This window comes from Comamonas sp. FG99 (assembly GCF_057808605.1).
On sequence record NZ_JBMDII010000064.1, the window covers coordinates 1 to 16764 of the forward strand.

The 16764-nt window shown below is 68.8% G+C and carries 15 protein-coding genes and 1 pseudogene; 7 read left to right on the forward strand and 9 right to left on the reverse strand.

The window, feature by feature from the left end; translation table 11 throughout:
- The 4 genes and pseudogenes from ACODRX_RS24965 to ACODRX_RS24980 all read right to left on the reverse strand — a co-directional run.
- Positions 1–315 (reverse strand): annotated as a pseudogene (locus tag ACODRX_RS24965) (hypothetical protein); the annotation flags it as partial.
- Between the two features lie 77 nt (positions 316–392).
- On the reverse strand, positions 393–1394 hold the full coding sequence (locus tag ACODRX_RS24970; RefSeq protein ID WP_488874251.1) for an MlaD family protein: 1002 nt from the start codon (positions 1392–1394) through the stop codon (positions 393–395).
- Between the two features lie 5 nt (positions 1395–1399).
- Positions 1400–2215: an MlaE family ABC transporter permease gene (locus tag ACODRX_RS24975; RefSeq protein ID WP_488874252.1), complete on the reverse strand. Its 816-nt coding sequence runs from the start codon at positions 2213–2215 to the stop codon at positions 1400–1402.
- Positions 2216–2251: 36 nt separating this feature from the next.
- Entirely contained in the window at positions 2252–2713 is a 462-nt protein-coding gene (locus ACODRX_RS24980) for a Cd(II)/Pb(II)-responsive transcriptional regulator (protein ID WP_488874253.1), read from the reverse strand.
- 40 nt (positions 2714–2753) lie between these two features.
- Here ACODRX_RS24980 and ACODRX_RS24985 point away from each other — a divergent pair, with 40 nt between their 5' ends.
- Complete coding sequence (locus ACODRX_RS24985; protein WP_488874254.1) at positions 2754–4937, forward strand: heavy metal translocating P-type ATPase; 2184 nt, start codon at positions 2754–2756, stop codon at positions 4935–4937.
- Between the two features lie 7 nt (positions 4938–4944).
- Here ACODRX_RS24985 and ACODRX_RS24990 read toward each other — a convergent pair whose 3' ends face one another.
- Entirely contained in the window at positions 4945–5835 is an 891-nt protein-coding gene (locus tag ACODRX_RS24990) for a LysR family transcriptional regulator (protein WP_488874255.1), read from the reverse strand.
- Positions 5836–5967: 132 nt separating this feature from the next.
- Between ACODRX_RS24990 and ACODRX_RS24995 the strand changes: the two genes are divergently transcribed.
- From ACODRX_RS24995 to ACODRX_RS25005, 3 genes are read left to right on the forward strand one after another with little or no spacing between them, the layout of a single operon-like run.
- Positions 5968–6945 (forward strand): Bug family tripartite tricarboxylate transporter substrate binding protein, encoded by a 978-nt coding sequence (locus ACODRX_RS24995; protein WP_488874256.1) that lies wholly within the window; start codon positions 5968–5970, stop codon positions 6943–6945.
- A 20-nt stretch (positions 6946–6965) separates the two neighbouring features.
- The gene (locus ACODRX_RS25000; RefSeq protein ID WP_488874257.1) at positions 6966–8192 is read left to right on the forward strand and encodes a CaiB/BaiF CoA transferase family protein; all 1227 of its coding nucleotides are present in this window, start codon (positions 6966–6968) and stop codon (positions 8190–8192) included.
- 21 nt (positions 8193–8213) lie between these two features.
- Entirely contained in the window at positions 8214–10004 is a 1791-nt protein-coding gene (locus tag ACODRX_RS25005; RefSeq protein ID WP_488874258.1) for an acyl-CoA dehydrogenase family protein, read from the forward strand.
- Positions 10005–10103: 99 nt separating this feature from the next.
- On the opposite strand, the gene ACODRX_RS25010 is transcribed toward ACODRX_RS25005, so the two are convergent.
- The 3 genes from ACODRX_RS25010 to ACODRX_RS25020 are packed head-to-tail and all read right to left on the reverse strand — an operon-like array spanning position 10104 to position 12549.
- The gene (locus tag ACODRX_RS25010; RefSeq protein WP_488874259.1) at positions 10104–10565 is read right to left on the reverse strand and encodes a MaoC family dehydratase; all 462 of its coding nucleotides are present in this window, start codon (positions 10563–10565) and stop codon (positions 10104–10106) included.
- Positions 10566–10590: 25 nt separating this feature from the next.
- On the reverse strand, positions 10591–11562 hold the full coding sequence (locus ACODRX_RS25015) for a tripartite tricarboxylate transporter substrate binding protein (RefSeq protein ID WP_488874260.1): 972 nt from the start codon (positions 11560–11562) through the stop codon (positions 10591–10593).
- A 15-nt stretch (positions 11563–11577) separates the two neighbouring features.
- Positions 11578–12549 (reverse strand): Bug family tripartite tricarboxylate transporter substrate binding protein, encoded by a 972-nt coding sequence (locus ACODRX_RS25020; RefSeq protein WP_488874261.1) that lies wholly within the window; start codon positions 12547–12549, stop codon positions 11578–11580.
- Between the two features lie 157 nt (positions 12550–12706).
- Between ACODRX_RS25020 and ACODRX_RS25025 the strand changes: the two genes are divergently transcribed.
- Together ACODRX_RS25025 and ACODRX_RS25030 are read left to right on the forward strand one after the other, a co-directional pair.
- Positions 12707–13621, forward strand: coding sequence for a LysR substrate-binding domain-containing protein (locus tag ACODRX_RS25025; protein ID WP_488874262.1), 915 nt, complete (start codon positions 12707–12709; stop codon positions 13619–13621).
- Between the two features lie 117 nt (positions 13622–13738).
- On the forward strand, positions 13739–14896 hold the full coding sequence (locus tag ACODRX_RS25030) for a CaiB/BaiF CoA transferase family protein (RefSeq protein WP_488874263.1): 1158 nt from the start codon (positions 13739–13741) through the stop codon (positions 14894–14896).
- A 16-nt stretch (positions 14897–14912) separates the two neighbouring features.
- Here ACODRX_RS25030 and ACODRX_RS25035 read toward each other — a convergent pair whose 3' ends face one another.
- Complete coding sequence (locus ACODRX_RS25035) at positions 14913–15458, reverse strand: peroxiredoxin (protein WP_488874264.1); 546 nt, start codon at positions 15456–15458, stop codon at positions 14913–14915.
- A 196-nt stretch (positions 15459–15654) separates the two neighbouring features.
- Between ACODRX_RS25035 and ACODRX_RS25040 the strand changes: the two genes are divergently transcribed.
- Positions 15655–16641: a Bug family tripartite tricarboxylate transporter substrate binding protein gene (locus ACODRX_RS25040; RefSeq protein WP_488874265.1), complete on the forward strand. Its 987-nt coding sequence runs from the start codon at positions 15655–15657 to the stop codon at positions 16639–16641.
- Positions 16642–16764: the final 123 nt, after the last annotated feature.

Genomic DNA, 16764 nt, shown 5'->3' on the forward strand with positions numbered 1-16764 from the left:
TGCCGCGGCCACGGCCTGGTGCTGCGGCGGCAGCAAGGCCAGGTCGCCGCCGAGCAGCGCGCCGCGCAGGTAGCGGGCATAAGCCTGCTCCGGCGCGGCCGCGCTGGCGGCCAGCGGCTCGTAGGCCTCGCAGGCGGTGGTTTCCAGCGCGGCCACCTGGGCGGCGCAGCGCACCAGCTCCAGCCGGGCCAGCAGGTCGGGCCGCGCGGTGCGCCGCACCTCGTCGCGGGCGCGCTCCCATTCCACCGCGGCGACCTGCACCTTGCCCGACAAGTAGGCGTCGGTGGCGCGTTCCACGGCCCCCTGCTCGTTCATGGCCCAATCCGGGCTTTTCGGTTTGCCGGCACAGGCAGAAAGGGCGCAAGCGGCCATCAATACAAGAGCGAAACGCTTCATGGCAGCTTCACCTCCGCATCCTTGGCAAACGGCCATTTGCGGTTGATCTCGTTGACCATGCCCTCCACCTTGCGCAGCGTGGCGTCCACATTGGCGCGCAGGCTGCCGAGGTCGGTGGTGGCCTCCCTGGCGTTGGCGCCCACGGCCTGGGCTTCCACCAGCACCGCATCCATCTTCTTGAGGCTGCCCTGCGCATCGGTGAGCAAGGCGCGCAGCTGCACCACGGTGGCCTGTACCTCGGGCATCACGCCCTTGGCGCCGAAGACCTGCCGGTCGGCGTTCCTGGCCATGCCGTCGAGCCGCGCGAGCAGCTGGTTCACGCGCTCGAGCGTGAGCGCGATCTTCTTGGCCTCGGCGTCGCCGCCCAGCATCACACCCATGGCGCCGCCGGGGCCGTTGAGCCGGCCGGCCAGCAGCCGCACCTGCTCCAGGCTGTCGCTGAGCGCCGAGCCCTCGGCGGTGATGCGGTTGAGGCTCTCCAGCAGCGCGCGCGCATTGGCCATGATCTGCGGCAGCTCGGCGGTGGCATCGCCCGAGAGCACCGCGCGCTCCGCGCCATCGGGCAGCGGTGGATCGTCCTGCACGCCGGAATAGGCCTTGATGGTGGTGCCGCCCACCAGCCCCTTGACCAGCGTGAACACGCTGCTGATGCGCAGCCAGTGCGCATCCTTTTGCGGCACGTCGACATGGATGCGCACCGTGCCCTGCGGCGCCAGCTCGATCTTGCCGACCTTGCCTATGGGAAAGCCCGAGAAGGTCATATCCATGCCCAGCGTGACGCCCTCGGAGTCGTCCGCGGTGAGGATGAGCTTTTGCGTGGGTTCGAACACGCCGCGCGCATACAGCAGGTACAGCACCGCGCCGACGATCAGCGCCAGCGTGAACAGCAGCAGCGCCGCGGCCTTGCGCTCCAGGTGGGGCACCGGGGCCAGCTCATCCGGCACCGCGGCTGGCGCCGCAGCGGGTGGCGGCGGTGGTGGGGTCTGCGAAACAGTCATGGGAGTCAATAATAATTGCCCATCAGCGACAAAATCTCGATCAGCAGCAGCACCACGAACATGCGCGCGAGGCCGCTGATCTCTGATTCGGGCCCGACCGCCACGCCGGCGCCCACGCCATAGGGACGGTGCATCGCCGACGCGGTGGGAATCAGCGCCACGGCCAGCGAGAACAGCAGGGTCTTCATCGCGAACAGCAGCGTGACCGAGGGCGAGAACACCCGCGCGAACATCCGCGTATAAGGCACCAGGCCCGCGAAGCTCAGGCCGTAGACGCTCAGGTACACCATGACCAGCGACACCACGCACGACAGCGCCGCCAGCGTGATGGCCGCGTACATGCCGCTCACCGCCAACGGCAGCATCTCGGCGCGCACCGGGTCCACGCCCTGGCGGCGCAGCTCGATGAAGCGCCCGCTCTCGCGCAGCGCGGTCAGCCGCGCGCCGGCGGGTATGGTGCAGCGCATCGCGACGAACAGCGCGGCGGTGAGCGGTATCAGCTCCAGCACCAGCACGCGGATCACCATCTCCAGCGCAAAGCGCGACAGCCCGTAGCTGCGCGCGGTGACGTTCACGATATGCGCCACCACCAGGCACAGCAGCGCCGACAGCGCGGTGAAGCCCAGCAGGATGGGCGCGGTGTCGAGGTACATGCGGCGCATCAGGCGCAGCCGCGTCAGGCGCCCGTAGCTGCTGGGCGACAGCAGCAGCACCATGGCCACCGCCCCCAGGTAGATGATGCGCCACCAGGCCACCGCCCAGCGCTGCGCAGTGCGCCACCAGCGGCCGGGCCAGCGCGGATTGAGCAGGCTTACCAGCATGGGCGGATCATAGGGTGTTTTGCATCGCCGCCCGGCTCACACATGGCGCTTGACCGAGGTGGCCGGCGCGGCCGCCAGCGGCGCCTCGTCGGCGCGGCGGTGCAGCGCCTCGATGGTGCGGCACGCGCCCGAGCTGCCGTCGCAGCAGTCGCGCAGGGCCACCAGCTCCTTTTCCAGGGCGCGCAGCTCGCGCAGGCGCTCGCGCACATGCTGCAAATGCTCGTCGATCGCGTTGCGCGCGGCGGCGCAGTCGTCACTGCTTTGCCAGTCCAGCCGCAGCAAGGTGCGCACCTCGTCGAGCGACATGTCCATCGCCCGGCACTGGCGGATGAAGCGCAGCTGGTGGATGTCGGCCTCGCTGTACAGGCGGTAGCTGCTCTCGCTGCGGCCGCCGGCGGCGAGCAGGTTTTCCTTCTCGTAGTAGCGGATGTTGGCGGCCGACACGCCACTCTTGTGCGCCGCTTCGCCGATACGGTAGTGGGGTTGCTGCGAAACCATGGCTTGACCTTGAAGTGACTTGAAGGTTTCCAATCATCGCATGAACAGCAACACCCCCTCCCTGCCCACGGGCGCACGGGCAGCACATGACCACACCGGCCACGGCCATGGCCATGCGCATCCGCCGCCCGCGCCCGAGGCCAGCTGCGGCCCGGGCGGCTGCGACTGCGGCGCCATCGACCTGAGCTTCGGCAAGCGGGCTGCCGCCGCCCCATCGCATACGCACGATCACGGCCATGAACACGAGCATGCGGATGGCGACGACCATGGCCACGACCACGGCGTGCTGCCCGGCTGGGGCCGGATCTCGGGCGCGCTGGCGCTGGCGCTGCTGGCCGAGCTGGCGCACTGGCTGGCGGGGGCCAACAGCACAGCGCCGCAGCTCGCCGGCATCTACCACTACGGCGGCATGGCGCTGGCGCTGCTGGCCATCGCGCTGTCGGGCCTGGGCGTGTACCGGGCCGGCCTGCGCGGGCTGATGTCGCTCAAGCTCGGCATCCACGCGCTGATGGCGGTGGCCGTGACCGGCGCCTTCCTGATCGGCCAGTGGCCCGAGGCCGCGATGGTGATGGCCTTGTACGCCGCCGCCGAGCGCATCGAGGACCTGGCGATGGACCGGGCGCGCAACGCCATCCGCAACCTGCTGAACCTGGCGCCGCCCGAGGCCGATGTGCTGCAGGCGGACGGCAGCATGCGCCGCATGCCCGCCAGCGAGGTGGCGCTGGGCGCGGTGCTGCGCGTGGCCCCCGGCGCGCGCGTGCCGCTGGACGGCACGGTGACCGCGGGCCAGAGCGCGGTGGACCAGGCCCCGATCACCGGAGAAAGCGCGCTGGCCGACAAGGCTCCGGGCGACCCGCTCTATGCCGGCAGCGTGAACCAGCATGCCGAGCTGCAGATGCGCGTGGACGCCGCGCCCGAGCAAAGCCTGCTGTCGCGCATCGTGCGCGCGGTGGAGCAGGCCCAGGCCAGCAAGGCGCCCACGCAGCGCTTCGTCGACCGCTTCGCCGCCATCTACACGCCCATCGTGCTGCTGCTGGCGATTGCGCTGGCCGTTGCCGCGCCCTTCGCCCTGGGTTGGAGCTGGACGCAATCGCTGTACCAGGCGCTGGCGCTGCTGGTGATCGCCTGCCCCTGCGCACTGGTGATCTCCACGCCGGTCACCGTGGTCAGCGCGCTCACCGCGGCGGCGCAAAAAGGCGTGCTCATCAAGGGCGGCAGCGCGCTGGAGAACGCCCGCAGGCTGCGCGTGGTGGCGCTCGACAAAACCGGCACGCTCACCACCGGCCAGCCCACGCTGGTGGCCTGGCATGCGCTGGATGCCAATGGCGTGCGCACAAACGGTAACACAGACGGTAACGAAGCGCTGGCGCATACCGCCTGGCATCTGGCCAGCCGCTCGGACCACCCGGTTTCGCGCGCGATTGCCGCCGGGCTGCAGCACGCCCAGCAGGCCGACAATGGCATCCGCGATGTGCAGGCCCTGCCCGGCCGCGGCACCGAGGCCGTGGTGCATGGCGAGCGCTGGATGCTGGGCAACCTGCGCCTGCTGCGCGAGCAGGGCCTGGCCAGCAGCGCCGTCGAAGCCGCGATGGCCGAACAGGAGCAGCAGGGCCGCACCGTCACCGCGCTGGCCAGCGGCACCCGCGTGGCCGCCCTCTTCGCCGTGGCCGACCCGCTGCGCGCGCATGCCGGCGAAGCCATCGCGCAGATGCAGGCCGTGGGCGTGCAGCCCGTGGTGCTGAGCGGCGACAACGCCACCACGGTGCAAACCATTGCGCAGCAGGCGGGCATCCGCAGCGCCTGGGGCAACCTGCTGCCCGAAGACAAGCTGCAGCGCCTCGGCCAGCTGCAAAAGGACATCGGCCCCACCGCGATGGCGGGCGACGGCATCAACGACGCGCCGGCGCTGGCCCGCGCCGACCTGGCATTCGCCATGGGCGGCAGCCATGCCACCGACATGGCCATGGAAACCGCCGACGTGGTGCTGATGAACGACGACCTGCGCCGCATACCGCAGACCATCGCCCTGTCGCGCCATGCCCATGGCGTGCTGTGGCAGAACATTGCGCTGGCGCTGGGCGTGAAGCTGGTCTTCTTCGCACTCGCGCTGACTGGCAATGCCAGCATGTGGCTGGCGGTGCTGGCCGACATGGGCGTCAGCCTGCTGGTGGTGGCCAACGGCCTGCGCCTGCGGCTGTGGAAGGGGTTCGAGCAGGCCGGCTAGGCAGGCCTCAGACACTGCCTGCCAGCAGCGGCGCCATCTCCGCCAGCAGCGGGCGGATCAGGCGCTCGTGGTCCTCGTCGCGCCAGGCGCCAATGAGCTCCGATGCCACGCGAGCGCCGGCCAAAGGCCGGAACTGCAGGCCGTCGATCGCCACCCGGCCCACCGACTGCGGCACGATGGCCACGCCAAAACCCGCGGCCACCAGCGCCGCCACCGTGGCATTGGCGCGCACCTCGTAGCGCACATGCGGGGTGAACCCCGCCGCCACACACATCGCGATGATGCGGTCGTGGTACTCGGGCGAGAAATGGCGCGGAAAGAGCACGAAGGATTCGTCTCTCAGCGCCTGCAGCCGGATCTCCCTGCGGCTGGCCAGCGCGTGGCCGGCCGGCAGCGCGCAGACGAAGGGCTCGCGCAACAGTACCTGACTGCCCAGGCCGCCCGGGATCGCGCGCGGATGCAGGATGCCGAAATCGATCTGCTCGCGCTGCAGCGCATCGATCTGCTCGTAGCTGTTGAGCTCGTGCACCGTGATCAGCAGGCCGGGCCGCTGCAGCTCGAAGCGCCGCAGTACCGCGGCCAGCGGCGTGAGCAGCGCCGCGCCCACGAAGCCGATGCGCAGGCTACCGACCTCGCCTTTCGCGGCACGGCTGCCCAGCGCCCGGGCCTGCTCGGCCAGGCCCAGGATGCGGCAGGCCTCGCGGTAGAAGACCTTGCCGGCCGCCGTCAACTCCACCGCACGGGTGCTGCGGCGCAGCAGGGCATAGCCGAGCGACTCCTCCAGGCGGGCGATGTTGAAGCTCAGCGGCGGCTGCGAAATCGCCAGCCGCTGCGCGGCCTTGCCGAAGTGCAGCTCCTCGGCCACGGCCACGAAATAGCGCAGCTGTCTCAGTTCCATGTCGCTCCCATCTTGGATTTATTGATATACGAATTAGATGAATAGTCCAAAAAAATGTATTGGACGGTATGGATCACGTCAAGAAGAATCCATCTCGGACGCCAGATCCATGCACACCTCAGGAGACAAGACATGAAACTCAAGCAACTGCTGCCGGGCGCTGCCCTCGCGGCCGCGCTCGCCAGCATCGCCACGAGCGCCTGGGCCCAGGACTACCCGCGCCAGCCGATACGCCTCGTGGTGCCCTATGCGGCAGGCGGCATGACGGATGTGGTGGCGCGCATCGTAGGGCAGAAGCTCGGCGAGGCCCTGGGCCAGCCAGTGGTGGTCGAGAACAAGCCCGGCGCCTCCACCATCACCGGGGCCGACTTCGTGGCCAGCGCCAAGCCCGATGGCTACACCCTGCTCGCGGCCACCAACACCACGCTGTCGGCCAACCCCTGGCTGTACAAGAACCTGCGCTACGACGCGGCCAGGAGCTTCAGCCCCATCGCGCTGGTGGCGGTGGCGCCCAGCGTGATCGTGCTCAACCCCAAGGTGCCCGCCGCCAGCCTGGCCGAGCTGGTGCAGCTGGCCAAGAGCAAGCCCGGCAGCCTGAGCTATGCCTCGTACGGCAACGGCTCCAGCGCCCACCTGGCCGGCGAGATGCTGCGCTCGCGCGCCGGCATCGAGGTACTGCACGTGCCCTACAAGGGCAGCGCCCCGGCCAAGACCGCCACCATCGCGGGCGAGGTGTCGATGACCTTCGAGCCCGCCTTCACCGGCGCGCCGCTGATCAAGAGCGGTCAGCTCAAGGCCATGGCGGTGATGGGCAGCAAGCGCGTGGACGCGCTGCCCGAGGTGCCCACCGTGGCCGAGGTGGGCTACCCCGGCATGGAAATGCAGGCCTGGGTGGGCTTTGTGGCGCCGGCCGGCGTGCCCCAGCCCACGCTCACCCGGCTGGCCGAAGAGATCCGCAAGATCATGGCCAGCCCCGAGGTGCAAAAGCAATTGATAGGCAGCGGCGCCCAGCCGGTGGGCTACTACCTGGGCGACTTCGCCACCTATCTCAAGGACGAGAGCGCCAAGTACAAGGCGGTGATCGAGCAGGCCCGTATCCAGGCCGAATAACCCATTGCAAGCCATTCCCCATGAGCAACAAGCCTTTGCAGAAATACCGCGTGCTCGACCTGACCCGGGTGCTGGCCGGCCCCTGGTGCACCCAGAACCTGGCCGACCTGGGCGCCGAGGTCATCAAGGTGGAGCGCCCCGGCGTGGGCGACGAAACCCGCGGCTGGGGCCCGCCGTGGATGCCCGCGGCCGAGGGCAGCGAGCGGCACGACTCGGCCTATTTCGGCTCCGCCAACCGCGGCAAGCAGTCGGTCACCATCGACTTCACCACGCCCCATGGCCAGGCGCTGATCAAGGCGCTGGTGCTGCAGTGCGATGTGCTGGTGGAGAACTACAAGGCCGGCACGCTGGCGCGCTACGGCCTGGGCTATGACGACCTCAAGGCCATCCACCCCGGCCTGGTGTACTGCTCGGTCACCGGCTTCGGCCACACCGGGCCGTACAGCCACAAGCCGGGCTACGACTTCGTGTTCCAGGCCATGAGCGGACTGATGAGCATCACCGGCGAGCGCGACGGGCTGCCCGGCGGCGGACCGCAGAAAGTGGGCATCGCGGTGGCCGACATCACCACCGGCCTGTACGCCACCGTGGCGGTGCTGGCGGCGCTGCTGTGGCGCGAGGGCAGCGGCCAGGGCCAGCACCTCGACATGGCGCTGCTGGACTGCGCCATGGCCTTCAACAGCAACCAGGCGGTCAACTACCTGGCCTCAGGCCAGCTGCCGCGCCGCTACGGCAATGCGCATTCCAATGCGGTCCCCTACCAGGTATTCGACACGCTGGACGGACAGATCGTGGTGGCCGTGGGCAACGACTCGCTGTTCGCCGCCTACTGCCAGGCCATCGAGCGGCCCGGGCTGGCTGCGGACGCGCGCTTCGCCAAGGTCTCGGGCCGGCTGCGCAACCGCGATGCGCTGCTGCCCGAGCTGGCCCGCGCCATGGCCGCGCGCGCCAGCGCCGACTGGCTGGAGCGGCTCGACGCCGCCGGCGTGCCCTGCGCGCCGATCAACGACTTCGCCCAGGCCCTGGCCGACCCACAGGTGCAGGCCCGCCGCATCGAGGCCCCGATCGGGCTGCCTGATGGCGCCACCTTCCGCAGCATCGCCAGCCCGCTGCGCTTTTCCGAAACGCCGCTGGACTACCCCGCCGGCCCGCCCACGCTGGGCCAGCACACGCAGGCCGTGCTGCACGAGCGCCTGGGCCTTGACGCCGCGCAACAGGCGGCGCTGCGCCAGGCCGGCGCCATCTGAACCACACAAGGAGACTCCCCCATGACCTTTCTGCCCCGCTACGGCGCCTTTGCCAAGCCGCGCCCGGCCACCTCCCGCCAAAGCTCGGACAAGCTCGCGCCCGACTGCGCCGGCCTCGATTTCTTCGAACTCGACCCGGGCCTGCAGCAGCTGCTGCCGCTGTATGTGCCACAGGCCGAGCTACAGTACTTTCTGCCGCACCTGCAGCGCCTGGGCCAGCTGGCGGGCGGGCGGCTGAACGAGCTGGCCACCGTGGCCGACAAGCATGGCCCGGTGCTGCACGCGCGCTCGCGCTGGGGCGAGGACGAGGACTGGGTGGAATACCACCCCGCCTACCAGGAGATGGAGCACATCGCGTTCGAGCAGTTCCAGTTCCATGCGATGACGCACCGGCCTGGCGCCATGGGCTATGCCGGCACCCTGTCACCCGTCACCAAGTACGCGTTCCAGTACCTGTTCGTGCAGTCCGAGTTCGGCCAGATGTGCCCCATCAGCGTGAGCGACACCTCCATCCACCTGATACGCAAGTTCGGCAGCGAGGAGTTGAAGGCCAAGCTGCTGCCGCGCATGCTGGCCGACAGGCTGGAAGACCTGTGGAAAGGCACCCAGTTCATGACCGAGAAGGCCGGTGGCTCGGATGTGGGCCAGGTCGAGACCACCGCCCGCCTGGAGGGTGGCGAATGGCGGCTGAGCGGCGAAAAGTGGTTCTCGTCGCATGTGGATGCGGACGTGGCCTTGATCCTTGCGCGGCCCGAGGGCGCGCCCGCCGGCACCGCCGGCCTGGCGCTGTTCGCCATGCCGCGCCAGCGCGAGGACGGCAGCCGCAACAGCTACCGCATCGTGCGGCTCAAGGACAAGCTCGGCACCCGCAGCATGGCCAGCGGCGAGCTGCGCATCGACGGCGCCTTCGCCTACCTGGTCGGCGACCCGGCCCAGGGCCTCAAGCAGATGATGGAGCAGGTCAACCTCTCGCGCCTGTCGCACGCGGTGCGCGCAGCGGCCATGATGCGCCGCTGCCTCAACGAGGCCCTGCAGGCCGCGCGCCACCGCCAGGCCTTCGGCCGCCAGGTGCAGGACTACCCGCTGATGCAGCGCCAGCTGCTCAAGATCATGGTGCCAACCGAGGCCGCACTGTCCATGGCTCTGGCCACCGCCGACGTGATGGCGCAGGGCTATGCAGGCGACCAGCAGGCGCAGGCGGCGCTGCGCCTGCTCACGCCGCTGCTCAAGCTGCGCAGCTGCCGCGACAACATCACCGTGGCCACTGGCGCGATGGAGGCGCGCGGCGGCAACGGCTACATCGAGGACTTCGTCAACGCCCGTTTGGTGCGCGATGCCCACATCGGCGTGCTCTGGGAGGGCACGAGCAACATCAACGCGCTGGACGCCATCAGCCGCGCGGTGCGCAAGGACCGGGCCCACCAGGCATTGCAGGCGCTGCTGCAGCGCAAGCTGCAGCCGGTGCAGGCCCAGGCGCCGTACACCGCCCGCCAGCTGGAGCGGGCGCTGGAGCAGGCCATCGCGCTGGCCGATGCGGTGGCCGCCCGCCCCGAGCTGGAAGCCGAGGTGCGGCGCGCCGCATCGGCCCTGTACCATGCCAGCGCCGCCATCGTGCTGGCCTGGGAAGCCACCCAGCCAGGCGTGGACGGGCGGCGCCTGCTGCTGGCCGATGCGCTGCTGCGCAGCCGGCTGCAGCCCAGCGATCCCCTGGCGCCGCCCGGCACCGCGATGCAAAGGCGCGACGCCGCGCTGCTGGCTGGCGCGCCGCTCAAGCTGCCGCAGGCCAACGCGCTGCTGGCACCGGCGGCCTGATATTTTGATAGCTTCTTGCGCTTACCCTGTAACAGTTTCAAATACATTTATATCTAAAAACTAGCAATGGCAAGCGCTGATAGCTATCAAAAAATACCATCAGCGCGGCCGCTTGCGCAACAGGTATTTCTGAAAGCCGTCCATCACCAGTTCATCACGCTGGTTGCGCACCTCGGTGCTCAAGGTAATGACGCCGGTGGTGTTGCCGGGTTTCAGCTCGGACACCGTCAGCGTGCAGTACAGCGTGTCGCCCACGAACACCGGGTTCAGGAAGCGGCTGCCCTGCTCCAGAAAGCCCTTGAGCGACTCCTCCACCATGTGCGGAAACAGCCCGGCGCCCGCCGCGGTCTGGATCACCACCTGGTAGCCGTGGGCCAGCATGTGCGGCATGCCGTGGGCGCGGCAGTATTCCACGTCGTAGTGCACCGGATGGTTGTCGCCGCTGGCGAGCTGGAAGGCAGCAAACAGCGCATCCGTCATGGTGCGCGAGGGCAGCAGGAATTTCTCGCCCAGCGCGAAATCCTCGAAATAGCGCTGGGGGCACATCTGGTGTCGTTTCATGGGTTCTTTCAATGGTGGTTGTGCATCACTGGGCCTGCAGGCCGAGCTTGCGGACCAGGACACGCTCCTGCGCGATCTGCTCCATGGCGAACTTGCTGTAGGCCGGGCCATCCAGGTACAGGAGTGCCTGGTCCTGCCTGGCCAGCGCAGCCGTGTGCGTGGGGTCGAAGGCCGCCTTGCGCAGCGCTTCGGACAGGGTGCGCACCACGGCTCCGTCCATGCCGCGCGGGCCGGCCACGCCATACGGCGACTCGGCCGTGATGTCCAGGCCCAGCTCGTTCAGCGTGGGCACCTGGGGCCAGCGCGGCGAACGCTGCGCGGTCCACAGGTTCAGCCAGCGCAGCTTGCCGGCATCGACCAGGGTGCCGGCGGAGCTGCCGGCGGCGCACATGTCCACATGCCCTCCCAGCAAGGCTGGCAGGCACTCGCCATCGCTCTTGTAGGGGACCGTATTCAGCGATATGCCCGTCCGGGCGCTGATTTCCAGCATAGTGATGTGGGGCGTGCTGAACTGGCCCGGCGTGCCATAGCTGTACTTGCCGGGGGCGGCGCCCGCGGCCTTCACGAAATCCTGCCAGGCAGCCCAGGGCGAATCCGCGCGCACGACCGTGCCGAAGGTGTAGCCGGAAATTCTCGCCAGGTAGGTCAAGCCGCCGGCCGGGTCATACGCGGTCTTCTGGATGAAGGGCTGGCGAAACACCGTGGCCGGGATCAGGGCCAGCGTGTAGCCGTCCGGCCTGGCGCGCTGGAGCGCCACGGCCCCGAGCGTGCCCGACACGCCGGGCTTGTTCTCGACCACCACCGATTGCCCCAGCGACTTCTGCAGAGCCACGGCAAACTGGCGGGCCACGACATCGGTCGTGCCGCCCGCAGCATAGGGAACGATCAGCGTCACCGGCCCCGCTGGGTAGGGCTCCTGCGCGCTCGCGCCGAGGCCGATCCCAAGCAGCAGCGCTGCGCAAAGACCGGCACGAAAGGGGGAATACGTGGCGGGCATGGTGTCTCCTCGGGATCAGTTCACGCTCATCTTCGCAGCCTTGGCCACCTGGCTCCACTTGGCCAGCTCGCCCGTGAGAAAGCTGGCCAACGCACGCGGCTCGGGGTCTTTCTCCAGCACCAGCCCCATGGTGTAGGCCTGGCTCTGCAGCGCCGGCTCCTGCAAGGCCTGCTTCAGCGTGGCATTGAGCCTGGCGATGACGGGCTGCGGCGTCCTGGCCGGCGCGAAGACCGCGTTCCAGGTATAGGCCTCGTAGCCCGGCACCGCCTCGGCCACCGCGGGCGTGTCCGGCGTCTGCGGCAGGCGCTGCGCCATGGTGGTGGCGATCAGGCGCACGCTGCCGGCCTTGACCTGCGCCAAGCCCGTGGGCGCGCTGTCCATCATGAAGCCCACATGGCCGCCGATCACATCCTGCATCGCCGGGGCGCTGCCGCGGTACGGCACGTGCGCCGTCTTGATGCCGGTCATGTAGTTCAGCAGCTCGGTGCCCAGGTGCGGCGCGCTGCCCACGCCGGCCGAGCCGTAGCTCACCTTGCCTGGGTGGGCCTTGAGATAGTCCATGAACTCGGTGAGATTGCGCGCCGGGAAATCCTGGTTCACCACGATCACCAGCGGCGCCTTCGCCGCCATGCCCACGGGCGCAAAATCTTCCACCGTGCGATAGGGCATCTTGCTGTGGATGCTGGGGTTGACCGCATGCGCCACCGTGGTCAGCAAGATGGTGTAGCCGTCGGGCTGGGCCCTGGCCACCGCCTCGGTGCCGACCAGGGTGCCCGCGCCGGTGCGGTTTTCCACGATCAGCGGCTGGCCCAGCTTCTTGCCCCAGGTATCGGCCAGGGCGCGGGCAAAGGTATCGGTGGGGCCGCCTGCCGCATACGGCACAATCAGCTTGACCGGGCGCTGCGGATAGGAAGGCTCCTGGGCCGGGGCCGCCAGCGGCACCAAGGCCCCTGCCGCCACCGCGCAAATCCATCGACGTGTGAACATGGCTATGTCTCCTGAAATGTTTCGCCTGCAAGACGCATCGAAAAACCACAGTGCAAAACTATAGGCAGCCACCTGCGCGGCATCCAGTCGAATGTTTCTTCGCGTCATTAGACGCTCTCTAAATGCCAGCCCCCATGCGCTCTGGCGACCGATTGCCATGCGATACGAACTGACCGACCTGAAGGTATTTCTTGCCATTGCCGCCGCCCGCAGCCTGAGCGGCGGCGCGGCCGGCATGCACCTCACGGCCCCTTCGGCCAGCTACCGCCTCAAGAACCTGGAGCAGGCGCTGGGCGCCGCCCTCTTCGAGCGCACGCCCAAGGGCATGCAGCTGACCCCGGCGGGCCTGACCGTCAAGCGCCATGCCGAGGCCATCCTGGGCAATGTCGAGCGCCTGGGCGCCGAGATGCAGCGCCACACCGATGGCGTGGTCGGCCATATCCGCGTGTTCGCCAACAGCAGCACGCTGAACGGCCTGGCGCCGGCGCTCAGCCGCTTCCTGGCGGCCTACCCCAACGTGAATGTGGAGCTGCAAGAGCAGCTGAGCGCCAGCGTGGTCAAGGCCATCCAGGATGGTGCGGCCGATATCGGCCTGGCCGCGGGCGACATCGATTTCGGCGGGCTCGAAACCATTGCCTACGCCCGCGATGAACTCGTCTTCATCACCCCGCCCGGCCATCCGCTGGCCGAGCACGCCCTGGTTCCGCTGGACATGGCGCTGGCCCACGACCTGGTGGGCATAGGCAAGCAGTCCAGCAACTTCGTCTTCCTCGAAGCCGCGGCGCGCCGGCTCGGCGTTGCACCGCGGGTGCGGGTGCACGCCCCCTCCTTTGCCGACGTGCTGGCCTGCGTGGCCGAAGGCGCCGGCATCTCACTGGTGCCGCGCTCGATTGCCGCCGCCTATATCGCCAGCGGGCAGGTGCAGCAGGTTCGGGTGGATGTGCCATGGGCCCTGCGCGAGCAGCGCATCGTGCTCAAGTCGCTCGCCAGCCTGCTGCCGCACGAGCGGGCTTTCGTGGACCAGGTGATCAAGGCCAATGCGCCGCCGGAGCCGGCTGGCGATGGCGATTAGAGAATCCTGAACACCGCTTTGAAAATCTCGACTGGCCCTGCCCGCGGCCCATTTCTATAATTTTTTCCCAGGCCCTGCATGGCGTCGTGCGGGGCATTTTTTTGACGTCGAGACCCCATGACCCACGCCCCCATCCGCCCGCTGCAAGGCATTACCGTACTGGCCCTGGAACACGCCGTGGCCGCCCCGTTCGCCAGCCGCCAGCTGGCCGACCTGGGCGCCCGCGTCATCAAGATCGAGCGGCCCGGCGCGGGCGACTTTGCGCGCGGCTACGACAGCACCGTGCTGGGCCAATCGTCCTTCTTCGTCTGGGCCAACCGCGGCAAGGAAAGCCTGGCGCTGGACCTGAAGCAGCCCGGCAGCCTGCCCGTGCTGCACGCGCTGCTGGCGCGCTGCGACGTGCTCATCCAAAACCTCGCCCCCGGCGCCACCGCCCGCCTGGGCCTGGACTTCGACAGCCTGCATGCACAGCACCCCCGGCTGATTGTCTGCGACGTTTCGGGCTACGGCGACGGCGGCCCCTACAGTGGCAAGAAGGCCTACGATCTGCTGATCCAGGCGGCGGCCGGCCTGATCTCGGTCACCGGCACGCCCGAGGCCCCGGCGCGCACCGGCATATCGATTGCCGACATCTCGGCCGGCATGTATGCGTACTCCGGCATCCTGGCGGCGCTGCTGCAGCGCGGCCACACCGGCCAGGGCACGCGGGTGGAGGTCACCATGCTCGAAGCCCTTGCCGAGTGGATGTCGTACCCGCTGAACTTCAGCCACTACGGCGGCCAGGCGCCGGTGCGCAGCGGCCTCACCCACCCCACCATCGCACCTTACGGCCAGTACGTCGCGGGCGACGGCAAGGGCGTGATCTTCGGCCTGCAGAACGACCGGGAATGGGCCGATTTCTGCCACGCCGTGCTGCAGCGCCCCGACCTGGTGGACGACCCGCGCTTCGCCCAGAACACCCTGCGCGTGCAGCACCGCGCCGAGCTCGACGCGGTCATCACGCAATGCCTGGCCACGCTCAGCCGCGAGCAGGTGCTGCAGCGCCTGGACGCCGGCGGCATCGCCAACGCACCGCTGGCCGAGCCGCAGGAGGTATGGAGCCATCCGCAGTTCGCGGCCCGCCAGCGCTGGCGCGAGGTGGCCACGCCCCGGGGCCCCATTCAGGCCCTGCTGCCGCCCGCCACCTTGAGCGCCAGCGAGGCCGCCATGGGTGCAGTGCCCGCGCTGGGCGAGCACACCGAAGCCATCCTGCGCGAGCTGGGCTTCGCGCCCTGAACGGCCCCTTGGGCGACTACTGCTGGGCGGCCTGCAGCCGCTGCACCGCCTGCAGCGTCAGCTCCACATGCTGCAGCGGATCGCTGCCTTCGTGCACGAAGGCCACCTTGCCGTCGCGGCCGATCACATACGAGATGCGGCTGGCGGTGCCGGGGCGCGAGGCACTGCCCGCGTCGTAGGCGCGGATCGTGGCGGCGCTGGCGTCCGACGCCACCGCGAACTGGTCGCGGCAGGCCTCGGTGGAGAATTTCTTCAGCGTGGCTATGTCGTCATGCGAGATGCCGACCACCGTGGCGCCCAGCTTGCCGAACTGCGGCGTGGCCTCGGCGAAGGCATGGGCCTCAATGGTGCAGCCCTCGGTGAATGCCTTCGGAAAGAAATACAGCACCACCGGCCCCTTGCGCAGCGCATCGGCCAAATCGAACGCAAACGGCTGGCCAGCGCGCGCCGCCTCGGTTTTGAAAACCGGCGCCTGTGCGCCCGGCTTCAGCGCCGCCTGGCCCACCGATGTCATCGCCGCCAGCGCGGCCGCGCACCATGCGCGCTTGAAAACTGTTGTCATGCCCGCTACTCCTGGCCCATCGCCATATCGCTGCCATACGCTGCCATATCGATTGACTATGGGCGTGTTCGCCGAATGAAAGAAACGGCTCCATGATATCCATGGTTTTCCAGCCCCAGCCCAGTCACTACAATGGCCGCTGTCTGAACCATGGCAGGCTGCTTGCCTGCCTTGCTTTTTTTGGAGACTATTTCCCATGCTTCGTCAATTCGTGAGCTTTGGCGCCATGGCGCTGACCCTGGCCTTCGGCGCCAGCGCGCAGGCGCAAACCACCGCGCCGGCGGACTACCCGTCCAAGCCCATCCGCGTGATCGTGCCCTTCCCGCCCGGCGGCGGCACCGACATCCTGTCGCGCATCATCGCCACCAAGCTCGCCGAGCAGAACCACTGGACCGTGGTGGCCGACAACCGCGCCGGCGCGGGCGGCACCATCGGCATCAGCGAGGCCGCCAAGGCCCAGCCCACCGGCTACGACATCGTGATGGGCCAAAAGGACAACGTGGTCTTGGGCTACTACCTGTACAAGAACCTGCCGTGGAACCCCGCGAAGGACTTGACGCCCATCGCCCACGTGGCGTATTCGCCGGTCATCATCGCCACCTCCGAGCACTCGAAGTTCAAGACGCTGGCCGACGTGATCGCCGCCGCCAAGGCCGACCCGGGCAAGATCACCTACGGCTCGCCGGGCAACGGCACCAGCATCCACATCGCCGGCGTGCTGTTCGAGAAGGCCGCGGGCATCAAGCTCACCCACGTACCCTACAAGGGCTCGAACCCGGCGCTGGTCGATGCGCTGGCCGGCAACGTGGACCTGCTGGTGTCGTCGGTGCCGTCCGCCATCGGCCAGATCAAGGCCGGCAAGCTGCGCCCGCTGGCCGTCACCTCGGCCAAGCGCAGCTCCTCGCTGCCCGAGGTGCCCACCGTCGCCGAATCCGGCTACAAGGGCTTTGACGTGAGCACCTGGTACGGCCTGTTCGGCCCCAAGGGCGTGCCCGCCCCCATCGCCGCCAAGCTCAACACCGAGGTGAACAAGCTGCTGCAGATGAAGGAAGTGCAGGAATCCATCCAGGCCCAGGGCGCCGAGCCGCAGGCCATGTCGGTGGCCGATTTCGGCAAATTCTTCGAAGCCGACTTCAAGAACTCCAAGGCCACCGTCGAGGCCTCGGGCGCGACGATCAACTGAGATCGCCTGCGCATGTAAGAAGGGCCGCATCCAGCGGCCCTTTTTCATCGCCGGGCCGCCCCAAGATCGAAAAGCACCCCTCTTGGAGGGGCAGCGACCACACGAAGTGGGGAGCGTGGGGGG